The organism is Pacificimonas flava (assembly GCF_000342165.1).
In the GTDB taxonomy this organism is placed as follows: Bacteria; Pseudomonadota; Alphaproteobacteria; order Sphingomonadales; family Sphingomonadaceae; genus Pacificimonas; species Pacificimonas flava.
Map to the genome: position 1 here is coordinate 62,161 of NZ_AMRV01000006.1, position 22,712 is coordinate 84,872.

21 protein-coding genes are annotated in these 22,712 nt (G+C 63.9%); 10 read left to right on the top strand and 11 right to left on the bottom strand.

All coding sequences use genetic code 11. The features are described from left to right. Positions 1-179 precede the first annotated feature (179 nt). The 3 genes from C725_RS09625 (at position 180) to C725_RS09635 (ending at position 3,527) form a co-directional block, all read left to right on the top strand. On the top strand, positions 180-1,370 hold the full coding sequence (locus C725_RS09625; RefSeq protein ID WP_008602425.1) for a type III PLP-dependent enzyme domain-containing protein: 1,191 nt from the start codon (positions 180-182) through the stop codon (positions 1,368-1,370). 170 nt (positions 1,371-1,540) lie between these two features. Then, entirely contained in the window at positions 1,541-2,749 is a 1,209-nt protein-coding gene (locus tag C725_RS09630) for a saccharopine dehydrogenase family protein (protein WP_008602427.1), read from the top strand. 265 nt (positions 2,750-3,014) lie between these two features. Next, positions 3,015-3,527, top strand: coding sequence for a DUF6438 domain-containing protein (locus tag C725_RS09635; RefSeq protein ID WP_038282759.1), 513 nt, complete (start codon positions 3,015-3,017; stop codon positions 3,525-3,527). A gap of 16 nt (positions 3,528-3,543) precedes the next feature. Here C725_RS09635 and C725_RS09640 read toward each other — a convergent pair whose 3' ends face one another. Continuing rightward, positions 3,544-4,899 (bottom strand): M28 family peptidase, encoded by a 1,356-nt coding sequence (locus C725_RS09640; RefSeq protein ID WP_008602431.1) that lies wholly within the window; start codon positions 4,897-4,899, stop codon positions 3,544-3,546. 156 nt (positions 4,900-5,055) lie between these two features. Here C725_RS09640 and C725_RS09645 point away from each other — a divergent pair, with 156 nt between their 5' ends. Beyond that, a complete protein-coding gene (locus C725_RS09645; RefSeq protein WP_038282812.1) occupies positions 5,056-6,219 on the top strand; it encodes a carboxynorspermidine decarboxylase in 1,164 nt (387 codons plus the stop codon). Here the strand turns inward: C725_RS09645 and C725_RS09650 are convergent. The 7 genes from C725_RS09650 to C725_RS09680 form a co-directional block, all read right to left on the bottom strand. After that, positions 6,216-6,842, bottom strand: a complete 627-nt coding sequence (locus C725_RS09650) for a cation efflux transmembrane domain-containing protein (protein ID WP_008602435.1) — start codon at positions 6,840-6,842, stop codon at positions 6,216-6,218. The two genes, C725_RS09645 and C725_RS09650, sit on opposite strands and share 4 nt — an antisense overlap. Positions 6,843-6,875: 33 nt before the next feature. Then, positions 6,876-7,490, bottom strand: a complete 615-nt coding sequence (locus tag C725_RS09655) for a hypothetical protein (protein WP_008602436.1) — start codon at positions 7,488-7,490, stop codon at positions 6,876-6,878. A gap of 13 nt (positions 7,491-7,503) precedes the next feature. Next, positions 7,504-8,433 carry a DUF5996 family protein gene (locus tag C725_RS09660; RefSeq protein ID WP_008602438.1) on the bottom strand — a complete coding sequence of 310 codons (930 nt, stop codon included), beginning with the start codon at positions 8,431-8,433 and terminating at the stop codon, positions 7,504-7,506. Next, a complete protein-coding gene (locus tag C725_RS09665; protein ID WP_051051315.1) occupies positions 8,433-9,656 on the bottom strand; it encodes an acyl-CoA dehydrogenase in 1,224 nt (407 codons plus the stop codon). The genes C725_RS09660 and C725_RS09665 overlap by 1 nt, the downstream gene beginning before the upstream one ends. Before the next feature lie 85 nt (positions 9,657-9,741). Further along, the gene (locus C725_RS09670; protein WP_008602442.1) at positions 9,742-10,620 is read right to left on the bottom strand and encodes a 4-(cytidine 5'-diphospho)-2-C-methyl-D-erythritol kinase; all 879 of its coding nucleotides are present in this window, start codon (positions 10,618-10,620) and stop codon (positions 9,742-9,744) included. Then, positions 10,617-12,329 (bottom strand): tetratricopeptide repeat protein, encoded by a 1,713-nt coding sequence (locus C725_RS09675; RefSeq protein ID WP_160165722.1) that lies wholly within the window; start codon positions 12,327-12,329, stop codon positions 10,617-10,619. Before C725_RS09675 ends, C725_RS09670 begins: the two co-directional genes overlap by 4 nt. Before the next feature lie 119 nt (positions 12,330-12,448). Then, complete coding sequence (locus C725_RS09680; RefSeq protein WP_038282818.1) at positions 12,449-14,083, bottom strand: electron transfer flavoprotein-ubiquinone oxidoreductase; 1,635 nt, start codon at positions 14,081-14,083, stop codon at positions 12,449-12,451. 168 nt (positions 14,084-14,251) lie between these two features. Here C725_RS09680 and C725_RS09685 point away from each other — a divergent pair, with 168 nt between their 5' ends. The 6 genes from C725_RS09685 (at position 14,252) to C725_RS09710 (ending at position 18,795) form a co-directional block, all read left to right on the top strand. Beyond that, the gene (locus C725_RS09685; protein WP_008602447.1) at positions 14,252-15,043 is read left to right on the top strand and encodes a uracil-DNA glycosylase; all 792 of its coding nucleotides are present in this window, start codon (positions 14,252-14,254) and stop codon (positions 15,041-15,043) included. Between the two features lie 82 nt (positions 15,044-15,125). Further along, positions 15,126-16,382 carry an MFS transporter gene (locus C725_RS09690; RefSeq protein ID WP_008602449.1) on the top strand — a complete coding sequence of 419 codons (1,257 nt, stop codon included), beginning with the start codon at positions 15,126-15,128 and terminating at the stop codon, positions 16,380-16,382. A 50-nt stretch (positions 16,383-16,432) separates the two neighbouring features. After that, complete coding sequence (gene moaB, locus C725_RS09695) at positions 16,433-16,960, top strand: molybdenum cofactor biosynthesis protein B (protein ID WP_008602450.1); 528 nt, start codon at positions 16,433-16,435, stop codon at positions 16,958-16,960. A gap of 12 nt (positions 16,961-16,972) precedes the next feature. Further along, entirely contained in the window at positions 16,973-17,344 is a 372-nt protein-coding gene (locus C725_RS09700; RefSeq protein ID WP_038282764.1) for a hypothetical protein, read from the top strand. Continuing rightward, entirely contained in the window at positions 17,341-17,619 is a 279-nt protein-coding gene (locus C725_RS16710) for a hypothetical protein (RefSeq protein ID WP_038282766.1), read from the top strand. The genes C725_RS09700 and C725_RS16710 overlap by 4 nt, the downstream gene beginning before the upstream one ends. Positions 17,620-17,673: 54 nt before the next feature. Next, positions 17,674-18,795: a PA0069 family radical SAM protein gene (locus tag C725_RS09710; RefSeq protein WP_008602453.1), complete on the top strand. Its 1,122-nt coding sequence runs from the start codon at positions 17,674-17,676 to the stop codon at positions 18,793-18,795. Between the two features lie 13 nt (positions 18,796-18,808). Here C725_RS09710 and C725_RS09715 read toward each other — a convergent pair whose 3' ends face one another. The 3 genes from C725_RS09715 to C725_RS09725 form a co-directional block, all read right to left on the bottom strand. After that, on the bottom strand, positions 18,809-20,446 hold the full coding sequence (locus C725_RS09715; protein ID WP_008602454.1) for a long-chain-fatty-acid--CoA ligase: 1,638 nt from the start codon (positions 20,444-20,446) through the stop codon (positions 18,809-18,811). Positions 20,447-20,686: 240 nt separating this feature from the next. Continuing rightward, positions 20,687-21,601 carry a CDP-alcohol phosphatidyltransferase family protein gene (locus tag C725_RS09720; protein ID WP_008602455.1) on the bottom strand — a complete coding sequence of 305 codons (915 nt, stop codon included), beginning with the start codon at positions 21,599-21,601 and terminating at the stop codon, positions 20,687-20,689. A gap of 103 nt (positions 21,602-21,704) precedes the next feature. Further along, on the bottom strand, positions 21,705-22,667 hold the full coding sequence (locus tag C725_RS09725; RefSeq protein WP_008602457.1) for a phosphatidylserine decarboxylase: 963 nt from the start codon (positions 22,665-22,667) through the stop codon (positions 21,705-21,707). Positions 22,668-22,712 lie beyond the last annotated feature (45 nt).

Consider the following 22,712-nt stretch of genomic DNA (forward strand, 5'->3'; position numbering starts at 1 on the left):
CCCTGCGATGCACTTGGCCGTGTGGCAAGGAGGGAGTGCATGCGCTTCGTCGAACGCAAGATACCGCGCGCTTTACACGGTTCCCGTGCCCTCCTATATGCGCTCTCCCGCTGCCCTAAAGGGACTTCCACCGTGAAGGCAGCATCTTGGCGAAACTACCCATTAGGAGGTCCCTTGAGTTGCGAAAGTATCATAACGCTCTCGGTGTAGCGGCCGCTTTGCGGCCGGCTTCCCCCGTCACGCTCGTCCGTCCGCATGCGGCGGCGCGCGCAGCGCGTTTCTTCGCGCAAAGATTTCCGGGTCTTTCGATGTACGCGGTCAAGGCGAATCCATCGCCGGACCTGCTGCGCACGCTCTGGAATGCGGGCATCACGCACTATGACGTCGCCTCGATCACAGAGGTGCGGCTGGTCCGGTCGGTCCTGCCCGACGCCAAGCTGTGCTTCATGCATCCGGTGAAGTCGGCGGAGGCGATCACCGAGGCCTATTTCGAACATGGCGTCCGCACCTTCTCGCTCGACACACAGGAGGAATTGGACAAGATCGTGGAGGCGACGGGCGCCCCCGACGATCTGTGGCTGTGCGTGCGCATCCGCGTTTCTTCGGATCATTCGGAGCTCAGCCTCGCGTCCAAGTTCGGCGTACGCGCGGAGGAGGCAGCGCCGCTGCTGATGGCCGCGCGCCAGGCATCCGATGCGCTGGGGGTCTGCTTTCACGTCGGCAGCCAGGCAATGAGCCCTGCGGCCTACACCAACGCCATCGCGCTTGTCCGCGCCGCGATCGTGGAGGCGGGCGTGACCGTCGACGTCGTCGATGTTGGCGGCGGCTTTCCGTCCGTCTACCCCGGCATGGACCCGGCCCCGCTCGATCTTTACTTTCAGGCGGTCCACGACGCGTTCGAGGATATGCCGATCAGCTATTCCGCCGAACTGTGGTGCGAGCCCGGCCGCGCGCTGTGCGCTGAATATGCGAGCGTTCTCGTTCGTGTGGAGCAGCGCAAGGGCAACACGCTCTACATCAACGACGGCGCGTACGGTTCCCTGTTTGATGCCGCGCATGTGGCGTGGCGTTTTCCGAGTGCGCTCATCCGCTCCGAACCGAGCGAAGCAGAATTCGAGGCCTTCGACCTCTACGGCCCGACCTGCGACGACATGGATCACATGGACGGACCCTTCTATCTGCCCGGTGATGTAAAGGCCGGCGATTTCATCGAGATCGGCATGCTGGGCGCCTATGGCGCGGCCATGCGCACCGCCTTCAACGGCTTCGGCTCCTCAGAGACGGTCGAGGTTGCGGACGAACCCATGTTCAGCCTCTACCGCGAGGACGAACAGGGTGCGGAGATCATCTCGATCACCGGCCGCAACTGACGGCTTGAAAACAGGCCCCATAGCGTCATCCCGGCGAAAACCGGGATGACGCAGGACGAGGTTACACCCCTTGTCTGCGGCGACCGCATCCGCTTTTAGCATATGCGAAACGGACCCTCGCCCCGCCCGCGGGCATTGACCACCAAACCCATTCCCAAGGGAGCATCCCTATGTCCCACACCCTCGTCATTGGCGCCGGCGGCGTCTCCTCCGTCGCGGTTCACAAGATGGCCATGAACTCGGAGATTTTTTCGAAGGTCTCGCTCGCCAGCCGTACGCAGTCGAAGTGCGATGCCATTGCCGCCTCGGTAAAGGAACGCACGGGGCAAACGGTGGACACCTATCAGATCGATGCCGATGACATCGACGCGACGGCGCGGCTGATCGAGGAGCTGAAGCCCGATCTCCTCGTCAACCTGGCTCTCCCCTATCAGGATCTCGCGCTGATGGAGGCCTGCCTGAAGACCGGCGTCAATTACCTGGACACGGCGAATTACGAGCCGAAGGAGACCGCCAGGTTCGAATATAGCTGGCAGTGGGAGTATCAGGATCGCTTCAAGGAGGCGGGACTGATGGCGCTTCTCGGATCCGGCTTCGATCCCGGCGTCACGTCCGTTTTCGCAAGCTGGCTGAAGAAGCATCATTTCTCCTCCATTCGGACGCTCGACATCCTCGACTGCAATGGCGGCGATCATGGGCAGGCGTTCGCCACCAACTTCAATCCGGAGATCAACATCCGCGAGGTGACGGCGCCCGCTCGCCACTGGGAAGACGGCGACTGGGTGGAGACGCCGGCCCTCTCCCATAAGCAGAGCTTCGATTTCCCGCAGGTCGGCGAGAAGAATATGTACATGATGTATCATGAGGAACTGGAAAGCCTCGTGACGCATATTCCAGAGATCGAGCGCGCCCGCTTCTGGATGACCTTCGGCGATTCCTATCTGAAGCATCTGGAGGTGCTACAGAATGTCGGCATGACGTCCATCGAGCCGATCAGCTATCAGGGACAGGAGATCGTGCCGCTGCAATTCCTGAAGGTGGTCCTGCCGGAACCTGCCGGCCTCGGCGCCACGACGAAGGGCAAGACCTGTATCGGCGACATCGCCACCGGCAAGAGCCAGGATGGCGGCGACCTGACCATGTACATCTTCAACGTCTGCGATCACGAGGACGCCTACCGCGAAACCGGCAATCAGGCCGTCAGCTATACAACCGGCGTTCCCGCCATGATCGGCGCGGCGCTGATGTTGCAGGAAAAATGGTCGGGCGCCGGCGTCTTCAACATGGAGCAGTTCGATCCGGACCCATTCATGGACATGCTGAACCAGCATGGACTGCCATGGGAAGTGCGCGAACTTCCCGGGCCGCTGCCGTTCTAGGCGGCTGCCCTGCGGCATTGACATTGGCGGACGCCATGCCCGCGTAGAGTGAAACCTCCACGATCCCCGCATTCCGATTTCCAATCCCGGCTGCGAATCAGTTACGAGCTGTCGGACGGGATGGAACTCGCTGACGGGGTTACGACCTTTTCAATGCAGATTACGCCGATCGGCGGATTTCCGGAACTGGGACCGGACCGCTAGGATTGGCGATAAGCGCGTTTCGGATGGGGGCACATTTTCGCCGTTCGCAGGTTTGGGTTGCATGCGGAACACATGTCTTGCCCCCCTGGCCCTCGGCGCTGCACTTGCGGCCTGCACGTCCATGAACGGCCCCGCTGCCCCGCCGGATCAGGCAGCGAGCGCACAGCCCGCCAGCATCGGCTATTCGGTCGGCCCCTGCTTCGGCTTCTGCCCGGTCTACAGCGTCGAGGCGGATGCAAACGGAGAGGTCACATTCGTGGGCGAACAGCACACCGCTGTCAGCGGAGAAAAGGTGGGCCGTATCAGCAGCGGCGACTATCAAGCTGCCGTGGAGGCGCTGGCACCGTTTCGCCCCGCAGAAGGCACGACGGCGGACGTGGAGTGCGGCGCGCGCACAACCGACCAGCAGCAATATCGTATCACCTGGCAGAGCGTTGCCGACGGGCCAGAGACGGTCCTCAACTATTATGCGGGCTGCCGGTCCGCTGAGGCGCAGCGTCTGCGGGCGGTCCTGAACGGTTTGCCCGAAACCCTCGGCATCGAAGATTGGGCGGAAGCCAAGCGACCGCTCTAGTCCGCGGACAGGCGGATCAGTCCGCCAGCATGTCTTCCTCGGCATTGGCCGCGACGGCGATCATCGCGGTCCATGCGGCGACATTCTGCTGCAACTGCGGCTTGTCCACCTTGTCGAGCGTATCCTCGGCCGTGTGGTGCCAATCGAAATAGCGCGTACCGTCCTGCTGCAATTGCACGATCCCGACCCCCGCCTCGGCAAGCGGGCCGATATCGCTGCCATGCGCAGCATCCGTCGGGCCCTGGGCGATGCCGAGTGGTGCAAGCGCCGCGGCCATACGCGCGGCGACCGGCGCCGCCCCGTCCGTCAGGTCGCTGTCGAAACGCCAGATCGCGTCCGCGCCAAAATCGCTCTCGGCGGCAAGAGCATGTTTCTCGTCGGCATGCGCCTCTCCATAGGCCGCGCCGCCGAACAGGCCGATTTCCTCCGAGCCGAACCAGACGATGCGGATCGGCCGGCGCGGGGTTCCGGCGTCCATGACCCGCTTTGCCGCCGCCGTGACGATGCCGCAGCCCGACGCATCGTCGATCGCGCCGGTGCCGACATCCCAGCTGTCCAGATGACAGCCGACGAGCACGATACCCGCATCGGGGTCGCGCCCCGGCACCTCCGCGATGACATTGCCGCTGTCATGATTTCCAGTCTGGCGAGACGTCAGCACCAGACGCATGCGAACGGGCTCGCCGCGCGCGGCAATGCGCTCGAGCTGGTCCGCCGAACTGTTCGCCAGTGCGGCAGCCGGAATAGGCTGAACACCCTGCGCAAAGGTCTGCACGCCGGTATGCCCCACGCTGCTGTCGTCCGTGCCGATTGAGCGCACGACGATGGCGGCCGCGCCCTTTCGGCTGGCGATGCTCGGACCTTGCCGGCGCGGCGCGCCGAATTGGCCATAACCGATCCCGCTCTGTGTCGCGCGCATCGCATGGCCGATATAGACGATCTTGCCGGCAACGGCTTCGTCCGGAGCGGCCTCGAGCGCAGCGACGCTATCGAACATCGCGACTTCGCCCGTGATTCCGTCGCGCGGGGTGCTGCCGCTGTTGCCAAGGGCGATCAAATGCAGCGGCTGCGGGAACGGCGCCGTCACAAAGGCGCTTTCGGTACCGCGTTCCCAAACCGGCACCGGGAAAGTCTCAATGCGTACGTCCTGAAAACCGAGCGCGCGCAGACGGTCCGCGCCCCAGTCGCGCGCGCGCGCCTCCGCCGCGCTTCCTGCCGGACGGGGGCCAATTTCGGTCGTCAGCCCCTCCGTGATGTCCCATGCCAGTTCGTCCTCGAGAGCCGCGTCGCGAAGTGCAGCTGGATCGAGGGGGGTCTGCGCACTGGCTGTGGCAGACAGAAGGGTGGCGGCAAGCGCAAGGGAAGATTTCATGGCGCGAAGACCTAACCCCGGCCGGTGCGATCTTCAAATGCCCATCGCGCCAATATGCTAATTTCGCACCAGTCCCCTGCGCGCCCCATATGTCAGGCGCGTTCCCGGCTTGAGCTCGTGCGCCGAACCGGCGAAAAGACGTGAATGTCCGAAATGATGAGCACAAAGGCCGGCGATCCCGGTGCGTTCGCCGACTTCGACCTGTCCCGGGTGCAAACCCCTGCCTTTGTCGTCGATGCAGCGGCGCTGCGCCACAACCTGGCGCTGCTAAACGATGTGAAACGGCGGTCAGGCGCGAAAATCCTGCTCGCCCTAAAGGCGTTTTCCATGTTCCGTACGGCTGGCCTGACGCAGGCGGTCCTTGACGGCACATGCGCCTCCGGCCTTTGGGAAGCCCGGCTTGCCAAGGCATATTATCCCGGGATTATCGAGACGTTCTCGCCCGGCTACAAACGCGAAGACCTTGCCGAGATTGCGGCCCTTTCGAACACGATCGTGTTCAACACCCCGCACCAGCACGCCCGTTTTCGCGAATATCTCGGCCAGACCGGCAAGATCTTCGACGTGGGACTGCGCCTCAATCCCGAACACTCGGAAGGGGAAGTCGCCAAGTACGACCCCGCCGCCCCCGGAAGCCGTCTCGGTTTCCCCGTATCCCAGCTTCGGGAGGAGCATCTGTCCGGTGTGCACGGCCTCCACATGCACACGCTGTGTGAGCAAGGCTTTGAACCGCTTGCCCGGACCTGGGCAGCGCTGGAGCCGAAGATCGCCCCCTATTTGCCGCGGCTCGACTGGCTGAACCTGGGCGGGGGGCACCACATTACCCGGGCCGACTACGACCGGGACGCCCTCGTCGCCCTGCTGCGGCAAATCGCCGACAAATATGATGTTCAGGTCTATCTGGAACCCGGCGAGGCGGTCGCGCTCGATGCCGGTATTCTGGTCGGCGAAATCCTCGACACGTTCGAAAACGGCATGCCGGTCGCTGTCACCGACATCAGCGCCACCTGTCACATGCCCGACGTGATCGAGGCGCCCTACCGGCCCGCCATGCTGGGAGAACCGGCGAGCGGCCCGCGCTATCGACTGGGCGGCCCCTCCTGCCTCGCTGGCGACACGATTGGGGATTATACGTTTCCCATGCCGCCGGAGCCCGGCACACGCTTCGCCTTTCTGGATCAGGCGCACTATTCCATGGTGAAGACAACGACCTTCAACGGTGTACCGCTTCCAAGCATATATTTGTGGGATTCGGACACGGACTCGCTGGAATGCGTCCGCCAGTTCGATTGGACGGAGTTCGAGCGCCGCCTGTCCTAGACTGCTTTCGCGCGCAGCTGTGGTACGGCTGCGCGCAGAATGCGGATGGCCGAACGCAGGAAAACGGCGGCTATCAGACCCGCCATCACGATGTCGGGCCATGGCGAATGCAGAACGCTGACGAGGCCGGCAGCAATCAGCACGCCGACATTCGCGATCACGTCATTGCGCGAACATTCGAAGGTACTGCTCATGTTCACATCCTGCGCGCGGAACCGCCACAGGATACGAAGACAGATAAGATTGGCAGCCAAGGCCAGTCCGCCGAAGACCAACATGATGCCTCCTTCCGGCGGTAACCCGCTGGAAATCCGCGCAATCATCTGCACGACGACCGCCAAACCGAAGATCAGGATAAAGACGCCCTTTGCCGTCGCGGCCCCGGCTTTCCAGCGCTCACCGCGCGACAGGGCGTAAAGACTTAGCGCATAAACGAACGCATCGCCGGCCATATCGACACTGTCCGCCATCAGCGCCGCGGAGCCGCTTACCAGGCCGGCCGCGAATTCCGCAACGAACATGCCGGCGTTGATAAGAAGGACCGTTACGAGTGCCCGTCTCTGGTCCTTGACGCGCGCGAGCTTCTCGAGCTCGCAGGATTTGACGGAGCAGCAGTCGGACATGTGTCGAGAGATAGTAACCGAGACGCGGTCTTTCTACTCGGCGTCCGCGCCAGGCGTGGGCGGATTTTGCAACTGATCCTGCTCCGCCTGTGCGGCGCCGACGCTCAGGGCGGCCTCGCAGGCGGTTACGAAGCGGGTGAGAAGCTCTTCGCGCGGCGCCGACTGCGGCGTCACGACGTTCGCGCCGTAGGTGGCCCCAAACTCCCCGCCGCCGAGCGATGCGACCAGCACCTGCGAAAGCGGCACGTCGCCTGCAACCGGGCCGCCTGCCGGAATCGACAGCGGCACGGGGATCGCCTCCAAACGGCCACCACTTCCGAACGTCAGCCGTTCCTCCGAACCGATGCGCTCGACTTGCGGCACGGCAACCTCGAACGTACCCGTATCCCGGTGGCAGGTCAGGCGCATGACCGGCTCCCCCTCAGGCTGGAAATAGGTCAGGCTTGCACCAGTTGTTGCCGACGCCCGGTAAGACCAGGCTGTCTGTTCGTCGCCGAGCGACGTCATCGGCGCATCCTCCGCCGGTGCGCCCCCATCGGCGAGCGTGCCGCCGTCCACCGGCCCACTGTCCTCGGGGGCATCCGGCTCTCCGGAACAGGCAGCAAACACCAGAAGGGCAGCGCCGGAGGTCAGCAGGATTCTCTTCATAATGAATGATCCGTCAGTTCGTGGAGGGGGGCGTACCGACCGCAATCGCCGGGACGGTGAGGTCGCGCGGGAACCCGAGAGCATCGACACCGGCGCTGTAGCAGTCCGACAGGAACTGCATCAGAGCCGCATCCGGATCGGGGTAATTCCGGACGAGGGCATAGGGCAGCAGGAACTCACCAAGCGCAGTATCGAAGGCAGCGCCCTCTGGACGAACCGCGGCGTCGGCAAAGCCGGATGCGGCAGGATAGGTGTAGGCATAGAACGCAGCCTCATCCATTCCGCCGCCGCCAGGCCAGAAGCCGAAGCTGACCACCTCATGGCTGTAGGCCTCCCGCGTGACGCGGTCAGGCAGATTGGGAAATCCGCCGGGATGGGCGGGCGCACGGCGGCCGGAAAAGCGGGTCACGGCAAGATCGAAGCTGCCCCAGAACAGGTGCACGGGCGACGATTTGCCCAGATAGCCACTTCGAAAGGCGGAAAAGACGCGCGCTACCGACAAGAAGGCGCCGTGAAGCCGCGCCGCAACATCCTTGTCCCAAATGCGCGGGCGTTCATCCTTTTCGAAGGGGACAGCCTCCTCGACCTCGTTCGGACCGCCATGAAGGGGCGCCGGGCAACCGATCTCCTTCAGCGCATCCCGCAGCTGTTCCTGAAACATGGCGACCGTCTGTCCGGTGATCCGAAACGCCGCCACGCCGCCATCCGATGCCGACAAGCTCACCGACCCATCCAGCATATCGAACGTCAGTTCATAGTCCTTGTCCCCGGCCGGCAGCGTGTAGGTCCGAAACCCGCGCGGCACGACCTGCAGCGCGGTATGCCAGCCATGATTGACCCAGGGAAGCGTACGCACCGGCAGCTTGCCGACGACTTGCAGATAGGCATGCACGGTTTCGTACACCGCATGTTCGCGCCCATAGTCGAGGGCGGGCCAAGACATCAGAAGAACGCCTGAAGGCCAGTCTGCGCCCGCCCAAGGATCAGCGCGTGAATGTCGTGCGTCCCCTCATAGGTGTTCACCGCTTCCAGGTTCATGACGTGGCGAATCACGCCATATTCGTCGCTGATGCCGTTGCCGCCGTGCATATCCCTCGCGATCCGCGCGATCTCCAGCGCCTTGCCGCAATTGTTGCGCTTCAAGATGCTGATCGTTTCCGGCGCGAGCCTGCCCTCGTCCATCAGCTTGCCCGCGCGCCAAGAACCCAGCAGCCCCAGCGCGATTTCCGTCTGCATATCAGCCAGCTTCTTCTGGAACAGCTGCGTGTTGGCGAGTGGCCGGCCGAACTGCGTACGCTCCAGGCCGTATTGGCGCGCGGCGTGCCAGCAGAATTCGGCCGCACCCATTGCCCCCCAGCTGATCCCGTAGCGCGCCTTGTTCAGGCATCCAAACGGACCGCCGAGCCCGCGCGCGTTCGGCAGCATCCGGTCGGCGGGCACGCGCACGTCGTCCATCACCACCTCGCCGGTGACCCAGGCCCGCAGGGAGAACTTGCCCTCGATTTTCGGCGTTGAGAGGCCCTTGTCGCCGCGCTCCAGAATGAACCCGCGAATGACACCCTCATCGTCCTTCGCCCAGACGACGAAGACATGCGCAATCGGCGAATTGGTGATCCACATCTTTGCGCCGTTCAGGACGAAATGATCGCCGTCCTTGCGCGCGCGTGTCTTCATGCTGCCGGGGTCGGAGCCGGCGTCCGGCTCCGTCAATCCGAAGGCGCCGATAAATTCGCCGGTGGCAAGCTTCGGCAGATATTTCATCCGCTGCTCTTCCGTGCCGTAGGCATGGATCGGATGCATGACGAGCGAGGACTGCACGGACATGGCGCTGCGGTACGAGCTGTCGACCCGCTCGACCTCGCGCGCGATCAGGCCATAAGCGACATAGCTGGCGCCCGCACAGCCGTATTTTTCCTCGATCGTCGATCCCAGAAGACCGGCCTGTCCGAACGCCTGCATCAGCGCCGGATCATAGCTTTCATTACGGTTCGCCTCCTTGACGATCGGAGCCAGTTCCTGATCGGCGAACGCGCGCGCCGTGTCGCGGATCATGCGCTCTTCCTCGGTCAGAAGCTCCTCCAGACCGAGCGGGTCCTGCCAATCGAAATCCGGACGGCTTTTGGGTGCCGCATTACTGACGGCGGGGGCGATCGTATCTGGCTGCATGTTCATGCACGCACTGTACAGGCCGGGCGACATAAAAAAAAGGAGGCCACGAAGGGCCGGAACTCACGACGAACCGGGGCGCGATTCAGCGAAGCCGACTGCGCATGACCCACCAGTCCGGATGATCCGTTTCAATGCGGCGGGCCATCAGGTCGCGGCTGTCTGCACCCTCATAGATCGCAAAGCAGGTCGCCCCGGAACCGGACATGCGCGCGAGAAGCGCCGGCGGATCCCCACCGAGCAGCTCCAATATGTTACGGATTTCTGGCACAAGCGCGCAGGCCGGGGCCGTAAGGTCGTTGCGGCCGCTTCGGGCAATTTGAAGGGCATCGCCGACGCCCAGGGCGCCGCGATCCACACCATCCCACGCGCGGAAGATTTGCGGGGTGGAGACGTGAACACCCGGATTGACGAGGAGCACCGGCTTTCCGACAAGAGCGCCCAAATCCGATGGCTGCATGTGCGTACCCGTTCCCTCGCCTCGAGCGGGACGGCTACGGAGGCATGCCGGCACGTCGGCACCCAGTTCCGCGCCAAGCGCCTCCAGTTCCGCTTCCGCCAGATCGAGCGCCCAAAAGCGGGACAGCAGCCGCAGCGCCGCAGCCGCATCCGCCGATCCGCCACCAACGCCGCTGCCCACCGGCAGGCGTTTGATCAGCGTCAGCGCCGCGCCCCTGGTTCGCCCCGTATGCGCCTGCAGCGCTCTGGCAGCGCGCATCACGAGATTGTCCTCCGCCGCCTCCCCCAGCAGTTCACCGCCGAAGGGGCCGCTCACAAACAACGCCAGGTCTTCGGCCGGTTGCACAATCAGTTCATCGCCATCCTCGCAAAAGGCGAACAGCGTCTCGATGTCGTGATACCCGTCCTCTCGCCTCCGCCGAACATGCAAGGCCAGGTTCAGCTTCGCATAGGCCGGCTCGGCACAGGATTCCGGAGGGTTTCCGGAAGACGTGTCGTTACTCATCGGTTGGGGGACACATCCTCACGCATCGCAACGGCGCGGTCATATCCGAGCGACAGCTTACGCTCGATATCGGCGCGCTGTTCCGGTGTGGGTTCACCGTCCAGCGCCGCCCGCCAGCGGAACCGTGCCTCCAGCCGCCGGCCGACCTGCCAATAGGCATCGCCCAGATGATCGTTGATGGTGGTATCGCCCGGCACGCTGGCAACGGCCTCCTCCAGAGTCTGCACCGCCTGCTCGTAACTGCCGCGACGAAACTGCGCCCAGCCGAGCGAGTCGGTAATGTGGCCACTGTCGGGCTCCAGTTGGTGCGCCTGCTCGATCAGGGCAATCGCCTCATCGGTCTTCACGTCCCGGTCCAGCAGCGTATATCCAAGATAGTTCAGGGTCAGGGCCTGGTTCGGCGACAGTTCGATTGCCTGGCGCAGCGCCTGCTCGGCGGCCTGCCAGTCCCCACGCTCCTCCTCCGCCGCGCCCACGAGGAACCAGAGCTGCCAGCGCCTGTCCTCATTCTCGACCTCGCGCTCCAGAGCCGTCTTGAACGCGGTGATCGCCTCGTCCCATCGTTCCTGGGCCTGATAGGCTTGTCCCAGATTCATGAAGGTTTCCGCGCTGGCACCCGGCGCCCTCGCCGCCGCCTCCAGCATGGCAAGCGCCTCCGCCTCACGGTTCATCACCGTCAGTAGCGCAGCCCGTTGTTCCTGCGCCATCCCGGCATAGACCGGGTCGTCCTCGACATGCGACAAGGCGGCAAGTGCGCCCTCATATTGCTCCGACGCGGCCAATAACTGGGCGTTGACGAGCCAGCCCCTGGCATTCTCGGCGTCCAGCCAGGTCGCGCTGCGCGAGAAGACCAGGGACAGCGGCACCGTCCGGCCGCGGGACAGATCGGTCGCCAGGCGCAGCAACAGATCGCTCACCGCCGCGGACGCGGTCTGGGGCGCCTCATCGATATCTTCACCTGCGGCCAGTGCGGCCCGGGCGTGCACGATATCCGGTGCCGGCAATGCCTGCTCCAGCACTTCGGACGCGTATTCGTCGCTGCCTGCCTCCTGATAGGCATCGGCAAGCAGCAGGCGCGCTCGCCAATTGCCGCCTTCATCCCCTTCGATCAGCTTGACGTAATGGCGGACGGCATCGACCTCCCGGCCCTGCACCATCGCCAGATTGCCGAGCTGTTCTTCGGCATAACCCTTAGCCGGCCCGTCATCCGGATAGGATTCCAGCGCGGTCAGAGCCTCCTTGTGCTTCCCGCGCGCCTCCAGCGTCCAGGCCTTGATGAGAGGCGATAAGACGCTGCCGAAACCGGACTGCCCAAGCTGATCGAGTTGCGCGGAGAGTTCATCCCAGCGCCTGCGTTCGAACAGGTCGGCGACCAGTATGATTCCCATCGCGCTGTCATATTGGCCCGCATCCACCAACCGCTGCGCAACCCCGACTGCCAGCTTCTCGTCTCCCGCCGCGACGGCCAGTTCGAGCGTGCGCTGAAGGACCGCCTGCTCGCCGGGTGCATAGCCGAGCGCATCTTCAAGGAGGCCAGCCGCGCGGTTTAGCTCCCCCTCCGACGCTGCGTAACGCCCCTTCACATAGTCCGAGAGGCCCTTCTCCTCCACCAGGGCCGCGTTCGCCGGCAAGACCAATGTCGCAGCCGCGGCGGCGGCGGCGCAGGTCAGAAGGCGGAGGGGCGAAATACCAGGGGCGCTATTCTGCATGACCATCATCTTGTCCTTCCGGCGCCCTCGCGCAAGACTTGCCGGCGCCGGGCGAGGGCAGCAGGCTTCAGGTCCACTCCATACGAAGCTGCCCGGCAAAATCCCCGGCTCTTCGCATTTTACATATTGGGATAGTTCGGACCGCCACCGCCCTCGGGCACGACCCAGTTGATATTCTGCAGCGGGTCCTTGATGTCGCATGTCTTGCAATGCACGCAGTTCTGCGCATTGATCACGAACTTCGGATCGCCTTCTTCTTCGCCGACCACTTCATAGACGCCGGCCGGACAATATCTTTGCGCCGGTTCGTCATAAAGCGGCAGGTTATGCTCGATCGGCACATCGGGGTCCTTCAGCACGAGGTGCGGCGGCTGATCCTCCTCATGATTGGTGTTCGACAGGAACACCGAGGATAGCCGGTCGAACGTCAGAACACCGTCCGGTTTCGGATAGACGGGCTTGTTGAAATGCTCTTTCCGGCCCAGCCCTTCATGGTCGGGCTTGTGACCCAGCGTGAACGGCATTGAGAGCTTCAGATGCTCCAGCCACATGGTGATGCCGGCAAGACCGGTTCCAGCCGTGTCGCCGAATTTCTTCACCAGCGGCACGGTGTTGCGAACCTTCTTCAGTTCGGCCTTGACCCAGCTATGATCGTAAGCCTCCTGATAGGCGGTCAGTTCGTCCTGCGCCCGCCCCGCCTGCACCGCGGCGAAGACGGCCTCCGCCGCCATCATGCCCGACTTCATCGCCGTATGCGTACCCTTGATTCGCGGCACGTTCAGGAACCCCGCCGCGCAGCCCACCAGCGCGCCGCCCGGAAATGCGAGCTTCGGGACGGACTGATAGCCGCCATCGTTAATCGCGCGAGCGCCGTAACTGACGCGTTTGCCCCCTTTCAGCAGCTCCGCGATCATCGGATGCGTTTTCCATTTCTGCATTTCCTGGAAGGGAGAAATGTGCGGATTCTTGTAGCCCAGCCACACGACAAACCCCAGGGCGACCTGACCGTCCGCCTGATGATAAATGAAGCCGCCGCCATTCGCATCCTCGAGCGGCCAGCCCTGCGTGTGGAGAACCCTGCCCTCCACATGTTTTTCGGGATCGACGTCCCACAGTTCCTTGATCCCGAGACCATAGACCTGCGGCTGGCAATCGCGCTCCAGGTCGAAGATGGGTTTCAGTTCCTTCGTCAGATGCCCGCGCACGCCCTCCGCGAACAGCGTGTATTTGGCGTGCAGTTCCATGCCCGCCTCATAGGAGGGCTTCTTCTCGCCATCCTTCGCGATCCCGGTCGCACCGGTCGCCACGCCGCGCACCGCGCCCTTCTCGTCGAACAGCACTTCCGCTGCCGCGAAGCCGGGAAAAATCTCGACCCCCATTCCCTCTGCCTGAGAGGCGAGCCAGCGGCACACATTCCCGAGTGAAACCGTATAGCAGCCGTCATTGTCCATAAATGGCGGCAGCAGGACGTGCGGAAAGGCGCTGTGCCCGCTCTTCGACAGGATCAGGTGCTGATCCTCCACCACTGGAACGGTGAACGGATGGCCCTCCATGTCCCGCCAGTCCGGCAGCAGTTCGTCCATCGCGCGAGGATCGACGACGGCACCGGACAGGATGTGGGCCCCGACCTCGGACCCTTTTTCGAGGACGCAAACCTCGATGTCCTTGTCCTCGTCCGCTGCCATCTGTTTCAGCCGGATCGCCGCCGACAAGCCAGCCGGGCCGGCACCGACGATGACGACGTCATATTCCATGGATTCGCGTTCCGGTTCGCTCACGAGCCTGTCCCTCATCAAATGTCCCAAACGCATCCGCCTGAAAGCGGATGCACCCCTTCCCTTACGAATACAGTTCGTTTTCCGTAGTTCCTACGCCCCCTAACCGCCTTTTGCCATATGCGCCCCTGCTCTACATAATGGGGTGTGACATCGAATCCGCCTTCGCAATCGCCGCCGCCGACCCTTTCGCCCGCAGCGGCCGCCGCCGCGCTACGCTGGCTGGTCGACAGCGGCGCCGACGTTCTGACGGGAAGCGGCGGCGGCAGCTGGCTACAGCCGCCATACCGCATGCCGGACCCGAAGCCGGGCGCAGGCACGCCGGCGGCTGACCGCGCGCCGCCGCCACCGCCTCCACCCCCGGCCACCGCGGTCCAGGCGCGAACCCTCGCGGATTTGCGAAGCGAGGCGGAGGCGCGGACCTTCGCCGTCCGCCGACCGGATGCGCCGCTTGTTTTCGCGGACGGCAACCCAGAGAGCGGCGTGATGATCGTCGGAGAGGCTCCGGGCGGCGAGGAGGAACGGCAAGGACGGCCCTTTGCCGGACCCGCAGGCCAGCTTCTCGACAAGATGCTTGCCGCCATCGAACTCGATCGCAGCCGCGTCTACATCACCAATCTCAGCCTGTGGCGCCCGGCCGCGAACCGCGTTCCGAACGCCGCCGAGGCGGCGGAACTGCTGCCCTTTCTTCATCGCCACATCGCACTCGTCCGGCCGCGTCTGATGCTGCTCGTCGGCGGCACCAGTGCAAAGGCGCTCATGAAGACTCCGAGCGGAATCATGCGCCTGCGCGGCCGTTGGCACGACATCGAAGTCGAGGGGCACAGCTACCCGGCACTCCCGACCTTCCACCCCGCCTATCTGCTGCGCGAGCCCGCACAAAAGCGCCTCGCCTGGCAAGATCTTCTCGCTTTTCGCTCACGTCTGCGCACCGTGTAGGATATTGACGCCGCAAACGGCACCACCTTCTCGCCCTTGAAGCGCTGGCGCGGTGCGGCACGATCGGATAGGGACGCGCGCTATGCAATCCGGCTCCCTTCGCCGCGCACTTGCGCCCGTTGCCGCGCTGCTCATGTCGGTTGCGCTGCTACTGATGGGCAATGGACTTCAGGGCGCCCTTCTGCCCCTTCGCGCCGCGATCGAGGGGCAGTCCTCGCTCGCCATCGGTCTGCTCGCCTCCTCCTATTTCGGCGGCTTCGTCCTTGGCTGCATGCAGGCCGCAAAGCTGGTGCAGCGTGTGGGTCACATCCGCGCGTTCACGGCTGCAGTCGCCCTAGCCTCGACCATCGCCCTGTTCCACGCGATGATTGTGGAGCCGCTGGTCTGGTGGATCCTGCGCGGCATTACCGGCTTCGCCTTCGCCGTGATTTTCGCGATCATCGAAAGCTGGCTGAACGAGAAATCGTCCAGCGAAAACCGCGGCACTGTCTTTTCCGTCTACACCATCGTCAATCTGACGGTGATCACGGTCGGGCAGCTGTTCCTGACACTGGGAGACCCGGCCGCCTTTCCGCTATTCTGCGCCGCGTCGATCCTCGTCAGCCTGTCCGCCCTGCCCGTCGCCCTGACGCGGGCAGAGGCGCCCACACCCATCGAGCAAACCCGCGTGCGCCTCTTGCACCTGTTCCGTCAGTCGCCGGCCGGTGTGGCAGGCGCTCTGGCGGTTGGCCTTGCCAACGGCGCCTTCTGGGCCCTGGCTCCGGTTTTCGCCTCCGACCATAGTGGTGGGTTGAGTGCGGCAGAGGCAACCGCCTATTTCATGTCGGCCGTGGTTATGGGCGGGGCGGCCGGCCAGTGGCCGCTCGGCCTCTGGTCCGACAAGACCGATCGGCGCCGCGTCATCCTGTTCGCCTCCGTCGGCGCGACCGCTGCGGGTGTCGCTCTCACGCTGTTCTCTGACGCCTTTGCCGGCGCGCCATTCCTTTTCGCTTTCGTCTTCGGAGTCTTCGCCTTCCCCATCAATGCCCTCTCGGTCGCGCACCTGAACGATCATGTTGAGGATGATGGCTATGTGGAGGCGGCGTCCGGAATGCTTCTCACCTATGGCCTCGGGGCAGTTGCAGGCCCCTTCATCGCGTCCGTTATCGTCGGCGCAGCGGGTATTGGCGCGCTGTTCCTCTATACGGCGGCCGTGCACGGCGCCTTCATTCTGTTCATTTGGCTGCGGATCTTCAGGCGCAGCGCCCCACCCGAAGCGGCGCAGGTCGATTTCACCGACAGCCTGATTGTCAGTGTCACCGTGTCGAACGTAGAAACCGGTAATCTGGAAACGAGCTAGCATCGGCTTTCGGACTGGACAGGCTCGGCCCGTGCGGCCACGGTCTTCGCATGCCCATCGACGACAGCATTCCCTTCCGCTCGGTGAACATCGCACTCGCGACGATTTCCGACACGCGGACGCCGGCGGACGACAGATCGGGCGACACGCTCGCCGCGCGCATAGAGGCGGCAGGCCACCGACTTGCCGCCCGCACCATCCTGAAGGACGATGCCAATACGATCGTCGAGCAACTTTCGGAATGGATCGACGACACCCAGATCGACTGCGTCATCACGACGGGGGGCACCGGCGTCACCGGACGCGACGTTACGCCGGAGGCCTTTGCGAGCATCTGCGAAAAGGACATTCCGGGCTTTGGCGAGCTGTTCCGCATGCTCAGCTATCGCACCATCGGCACCTCCACCGTACAGTCGCGCGCCTGCGCCGGAGTCGCCAACGGCACCTATCTCTTCGCCCTGCCCGGCTCGACCGGCGCGGTGAAGGACGGCTGGGACGGCATCCTAAAGGACCAGCTCGACGTGCGCCACCAGCCCTGCAACTTCGTCGAATTGATGCCCCGCCTGATGGAGCGCTAGGGTCGCCCGGGGGTGCCACGCGAGAGGCACAGCCTTTGGATCCGCCTGATCTATAGCGTCTGCCTGGCGACTGGCGCGCTTATGCACTGGCTCGACATTGCGGCGGCCGGCTGGCTTCCCTATCGTTTCGCGCCGCTCACCTTCAACGCCTATTGGACGGGGCTCGCCTTTGCGGACCTCCTGGCTGCGTTGCTTCTCTGGCATAGGAGGCCCGCCATACGCTGGACAGGCGCATTGCTGACGCTGGCGATCATGATCAGCGATGTCGCGATCAACAGCTATGTCCGTCTCTACATCGCCGAGCTGCCGCTGTTCGCGCTGACCTTGCAGTCCGCATTTCTCGGCTTCGTGATCCTGACCATTCGGCATCTGCGACCCGAATGAGCGGCGACGAAGATGCGTGCTGGCTGTGCGGCCGACCGCTGGGAAGGCGCGTGGAACGGCATCACCCGGTGCCGAAGAGCAGACGCGGGCGGGACACGGTTCCGGTGCATCCAATCTGTCATCGGACAATCCATGCGATCTTCACCAATGCGGAGCTTGCGAGAACCTTCTACACGCCAGCCGCCCTCGCCGCGCATCCTGATGTGAGCCGGTTCCTACGCTGGATCGCGAAGAAGCCGCCGGATTTTTACGCAAGCACGCACAAACGCCGGTGAGGCCGGCATTCGAATCGCTTTTCAGGAGCGGTATGTTCCTGTTATGTTCCCTCCATGGCCCAGGCTCATCAGTTTCCGCCCGCAACGCTTCGAAAGGGGCGCGGCGCCGTTTCGAACGGTCTCAGCCAGCGCTTCGATCATATCGAAAGGGAAATGGACGGCGACTTTCTGGATGCGGAGGCGGCAGCGGCGGAACAGGGGGCCGACGCCTACGCCGATTTCCGCCCCCCGCTCCGGACGCAGGTGCGCGAGGAATCGCCGCGCACCGCGATCACGCGCAACCAATCTCCGGATGTTCCATTCGATCGCTCCATCAACGCCTATCGTGGCTGTGAGCACGGGTGCATCTATTGCTTTGCGCGGCCGACACACGCCTATCTGGGCCTGTCACCAGGCCAGGATTTCGAAACGAAACTGACCGCGAAGCCGTCAACGCCCGCGCTCCTGCGCCGAGAGCTCGCTCGCACCGGCTATGCCTGCCGGCCGATTGCGCTGGGGACGAACACCGATCCCTATCAACCCATCGAGGACCGATACCGGATTACCCGGGGCATTCTGTCCGTGCTCGAGGAATGCAGCCATCCCGTCACCATCACGACGAAATCCGCGCGGGTTCTGGACGATGTCGATATTCTGGCCCGGATGGCGCAGCGCGGGCTGGCCGCCGTGATGCTGTCGGTGACGACACTGGACGCCGAAACGGCGCGGACGATGGAGCCACGGGCGTCCAGCCCCGGACGGCGACTGCACGCCATGCGCGAACTGACGGCAGCGGGAATACCCGTCCATGTCTCCGTCTCTCCCGTCATTCCCGCGATCAACGATCATGAGATCGAGGCAATCGTCGACGCTGCGGCCGACGCCGGCGCCATTGGCGGCTTTTCGATTGTCGTTCGGCTGCCGCATGAAGTCTCGCCAATATTTCGCGAGTGGCTTCAGACCCACTATCCGGACAGGGCTGCCCGCGTCATGAATCATCTGCAGGGGATGCGCGGGGGCAAAGACAATGAGGCGCGCTTTTTCGAGCGGTACAAGCCCAAGGGCGCTTATGCCGCCGCCCTGCAGACCCGGTTTCAAAAGGCGAAGGAGCGGCGCGGTCTGGACCGGACACGGCTAGACCTGCGCACGGATCTGTTCGATCCCTCAGTTCTGACCGATCAGCCGCGACTGCTGTAAAACGCCCCCGGCATCAGGCCGCCCGCGCTCCGGGCAGGCGATAATCGGCAAAGGCCTCCCGCAGGGCGGTCTTCTGGATCTTCCCGGTCGCCGTGTGCGGGATCTCGTCGACGAAGACCACATCGTCCGGCATCCACCACTTCGCGATGCGCCCCTCGAGATGGTGGAGGATTTCCTCTTTCGTGGGGTGTGCCCCCTCTCGCGGCACGACGATCAGTAGCGGGCGCTCATCCCACTTCGGGTGGGGCAGGCCGATAACGGCGGCCTCCGCCACTCCCGGCGCGCCGACCGCTTCATTCTCCAGTTCGATGGAACTGATCCATTCCCCGCCCGACTTGATGACATCCTTCGACCGATCGGTGATCTGCATGTAGCCCTCGGAGTCGATGGTGGCCACATCGCCGGTATCGAACCAGCCTTCCTCGTCCAGAATGACACCGCCATCGCCGCCGAAATACTGTCCCGCGATCCAGGGTCCGCGTACCAACAAGTGACCGAACGCCTTGCCATCGCGCGGCAGATCACGCCCGTCATCGTCCGCGATCTTCATGTCCACCCCGAAGATTGCGCGGCCCTGTTTGGTCTTCAGGTCGAACTGCGCGTCCTCGTCCATTCCCAGCGCGCTTGCGGACAGGGTGCCGACCGTTCCCAGCGGCGACATTTCCGTCATGCCCCAGGCGTGGAAGACCTCGACATCGTATTTTTTCTTGAAATCAACGATCATCGAGCGCGGACAGGCGGAACCGCCAATGACCACACGTTCGAGTTCGCCAAGGTCCTTTCCGGTCCTCTCCAGATATTGCAGCAGCGCCAGCCACACGGTCGGCACCGCTGCCGTCATCGTCACGCCTTCCTTAAGGATCATGCGCTGCAGCGTTTCCGGATCGAAATGCGGACCCGCCATGACCAGCTTCGCGCCGACCGCCGCCGTGGCGTATGGCACGCCCCAGGCATTGGCATGGTACATGGGCACAACCGGCAGCACTGTATCCGCCGATCCCAGCCCAAGCGCGTCCTTGCTGATGCCGCCCAGCGTATGCAGCACATTCGAACGGTGCGTATAGAGGACGCCCTTCGGATTGCCCGTCGTCCCGCTGGTATAGCAGAGTCCCGCGGGCGCCGTCTCCTCGACCTGGACCCATGAAAAATCGCCGGACGTCTCCGCTATCAACGTCTCGTAGCAGATCAGCGAAAGGCGGCCGCCCGTCGGCATGTGCGCCTCGCCCGTCATCGCGATGAAGTGCTCCACCGTTTCCAGGCGCGGGGCGATCGCCTCGACCAGGCTTGCGAAGGTCAGATCGAAGAACAGGACCCGGTCGCCGGCATGGTTGAGGATATAAACGATCTGGTCCTCGAACAGGCGAGGGTTCACGGTATGCGCCACCGCTCCCATACCGGAAATTCCGTACCAGCATTCCACATGGCGGTGCGTGTTCCAGGCCAGCGTCGCGACACGGTCGCCGGTGCCGACGCCCAGCCCGGTCAGCGCCTCCGCCACGTTCATGGCCCGGCTTCTCACCTCCCGCCAGTTGGTACGGTGCTCCGTCCCCTCACAGGTCAGGGATACGATTTCGCGGGACCCGTGATTCGCGCTCGCATGGTCGATCAATTTCCAGACCAGCAACGGCCAATCCTGCATTCCTCCCAGCATGACGCAGTCCTCCCCAGCATGCGATTTTGTACGTGTTCCAGAGGTATAGATGCCCCGCTCGGCCGGTCAACGCGCAGGAACTTGACAGGAGAGAACAAATAACGAACATTGCATGAGAACAAAGGGAGACCGGTCACATGCCCGAACTCGTCTATCACATCGTTTCGTTTGTCAGTCTCGGCCTGTGGGCGGTCGGCCTTGTGGTGTCCTTCTCGGCGCTGCGACAGCGCCGCGCCGCCATTATCGCGGCGTTCCTTCCTCCGGAGATGACGAGGGGCCAAGTAGAGACGGCCCCTCTTGCCGTGACCCCGCATCCTGTGTGCCGGCACCCGCTTCGCCCGCGGCGGCGGCGCCCCGCCCTGCTCCGGTCTGTGCCCCCTCGGTGGCTGGCACAGCCGCAATTTCACGCCGCCTGATGCGTCGATACGCCGCGATGCTGAACGGAATGGTGAGTGCGTAACCGATGCAGGTTAGCGACAGGGTCATGAATGGCTCGGTCAACAGAGCACCGATAAAGAGCGCCACGAAGAGGAGCGCGGCCAATCGGTAACTTGGCCGCGGGCTCATCAACTTCCAGCTATAGGTTGGAATGTTGGAGATCATCAGAAGCGCTGTCGTCAGGACGATCAGGCCGGTAAAGCCGGCACCGAGCAGCGGTTCATTGATGTAATCCTTGGGTTCCAGCCAGAAATACAGGAACAGCGGCGACAAGGTGAGGCCCGCCCCGACCGGTGCCGGAATACCGGTCAGAAAACCGTGCCGTTTGTGGGGCTGATCATCCACATCGAGGTTAGCGTTGAACCGCGCCAGGCGAAGCGCCGCGCAGATGGCATGCGCCAGGGCGATGATCCACCCGAAGCGCGGCAGATCGTCGAGCGCCCAGAAATAGATGATCAGCGCCGGTGCGACGCCAAATGCGGCATTGTCCGAAAGGCTGTCGAGCTCCGCGCCGAAGCGGGTCGCGCCCTTCAGCATGCGCGCCATGCGGCCGTCCATGGCATCGAGAACGCCCGCCAGCACGATGGCGAGGACGGCGCCGTTGAAATTGCCCTCCATCGCCAGTTTAACGGCCGTCAGTCCCGAACACAGGGCCGCCACGGTGATGGCGTTCGGGATCAGCGCGCGGATGGGCAGCACGCGGCGCACCCGCAGCATTCGGCTATCTTCTGCCTGTCTCAACAGTCCCGGTTCCCTGTCCAATGCCGCCCATCAATGATTTCGGGACGGCAAGGTTTCCCGCACAGGAAGCGGTCCGTCGTCAAAGCTTTCTGCCAGTGACCACCTTGCCCCCGCGCGCAGCGAGGACCGTTTCGCCGGCAACCGCGCGCTGGCCGATCGCCACCTGCGGAACGAAGCCGGCCGGCAGGAAGACATCGACGCGGCTGCCGAAGCGGATCAGGCCGATCCGTTCGCCCGCCAGAACCTCGTCCTCTTCGCGCACGAACTTGATGATGCGGCGCGCCACGAGGCCGGCGATCTGCGTCATGCCGATGCGCGTCCCGTCGGTCTGCTCGATCAGGAAATATTGCCGCTCATTGTCTTCCGAGGCCTTGTCCATCTCTGCATTGACGAACTTGCCGGGAACATAGGCAATGCGGCTGATCCGGCCAGCGACGGGTGCGCGGTTCACATGAACGTCGAAGACGCTCATGAAGACGGAGATGCGCGTATAGCGTTCCTCCGACATCAACCCCTCGCCCGCCAATTGGCGGGGCGCCGGCACCTCGACGATATGGGAGACGAGGCCATCGGCCGGGGAAACGATCAGCCCCTCGCCCACGGGCGTCACCCGCTTCGGATCGCGAAAGAAAGCGAACACCCAAACGGTCAGGCCAGCCGTCAGCCAGCCGAGAATCTCCCAGTCCACCACGAACCAGAAGAACAGCGCGAGAGCCGCCGCAATGACGACATATTTCGTGCCCTCCGGATGCATTTTCGGGATCTCGTATGCCGCCGCCTCAAGGTCGTTGCGGGGCGGCATGTCGTGCGCGGGGTCACGCCGAGGCTCGGCGGCCCGGCTCTCCACCGCCGCAGGAGGAGCCGGCGCGGCCGGTGGCGGAGCAGGGGAAACTGCGGCCGGCGGCGGCGCGCTTGCAGGCTCAGTCTCGCTGCCAATTTCCCTGGCACCCTCGCGGGGGCCGGTCGAGGGGCCGACGGGCGTATGGGAGGGCCGATCGGGCGCATCGCGGTTCGGATCGTCTGGGGGCGTATTCTGGCTCATGGCTGCATGTCATAGCCGCATTGGCGGGGCGGTTACAATTGCGCT

Coding starts and splice junctions, on each gene's coding strand:
- C725_RS09710 (WP_008602453.1), top strand. CDS start 17,674: ATGGCCCAGGCTCATCAGTTTCCGCCCGCAACGCTTCGAAAGGGGCGC.
- C725_RS09630 (WP_008602427.1), top strand. CDS start 1,541: ATGTCCCACACCCTCGTCATTGGCGCCGGCGGCGTCTCCTCCGTCGCG.
- C725_RS09670 (WP_008602442.1), bottom strand. CDS start 10,620: ATGAGTAACGACACGTCTTCCGGAAACCCTCCGGAATCCTGTGCCGAG.
- C725_RS09660 (WP_008602438.1), bottom strand. CDS start 8,433: ATGTCTTGGCCCGCCCTCGACTATGGGCGCGAACATGCGGTGTACGAA.
- C725_RS09675 (WP_160165722.1), bottom strand. CDS start 12,329: ATGCAGAATAGCGCCCCTGGTATTTCGCCCCTCCGCCTTCTGACCTGC.
- C725_RS09640 (WP_008602431.1), bottom strand. CDS start 4,899: ATGAAATCTTCCCTTGCGCTTGCCGCCACCCTTCTGTCTGCCACAGCC.
- moaB (WP_008602450.1), top strand. CDS start 16,433: ATGCCCATCGACGACAGCATTCCCTTCCGCTCGGTGAACATCGCACTC.
- C725_RS09650 (WP_008602435.1), bottom strand. CDS start 6,842: ATGTCCGACTGCTGCTCCGTCAAATCCTGCGAGCTCGAGAAGCTCGCG.
- C725_RS09655 (WP_008602436.1), bottom strand. CDS start 7,490: ATGAAGAGAATCCTGCTGACCTCCGGCGCTGCCCTTCTGGTGTTTGCT.
- C725_RS09665 (WP_051051315.1), bottom strand. CDS start 9,656: ATGCAGCCAGATACGATCGCCCCCGCCGTCAGTAATGCGGCACCCAAA.
- C725_RS09720 (WP_008602455.1), bottom strand. CDS start 21,601: ATGCTGCGGGTGCGCCGCGTGCTGCCCATCCGCGCGCTGATCCCGAAC.
- C725_RS09690 (WP_008602449.1), top strand. CDS start 15,126: ATGCAATCCGGCTCCCTTCGCCGCGCACTTGCGCCCGTTGCCGCGCTG.
- C725_RS09725 (WP_008602457.1), bottom strand. CDS start 22,667: ATGAGCCAGAATACGCCCCCAGACGATCCGAACCGCGATGCGCCCGAT.
- C725_RS16710 (WP_038282766.1), top strand. CDS start 17,341: ATGAGCGGCGACGAAGATGCGTGCTGGCTGTGCGGCCGACCGCTGGGA.
- C725_RS09645 (WP_038282812.1), top strand. CDS start 5,056: ATGAGCACAAAGGCCGGCGATCCCGGTGCGTTCGCCGACTTCGACCTG.
- C725_RS09635 (WP_038282759.1), top strand. CDS start 3,015: ATGCGGAACACATGTCTTGCCCCCCTGGCCCTCGGCGCTGCACTTGCG.
- C725_RS09680 (WP_038282818.1), bottom strand. CDS start 14,083: ATGGAATATGACGTCGTCATCGTCGGTGCCGGCCCGGCTGGCTTGTCG.
- C725_RS09715 (WP_008602454.1), bottom strand. CDS start 20,446: ATGCTGGGAGGAATGCAGGATTGGCCGTTGCTGGTCTGGAAATTGATC.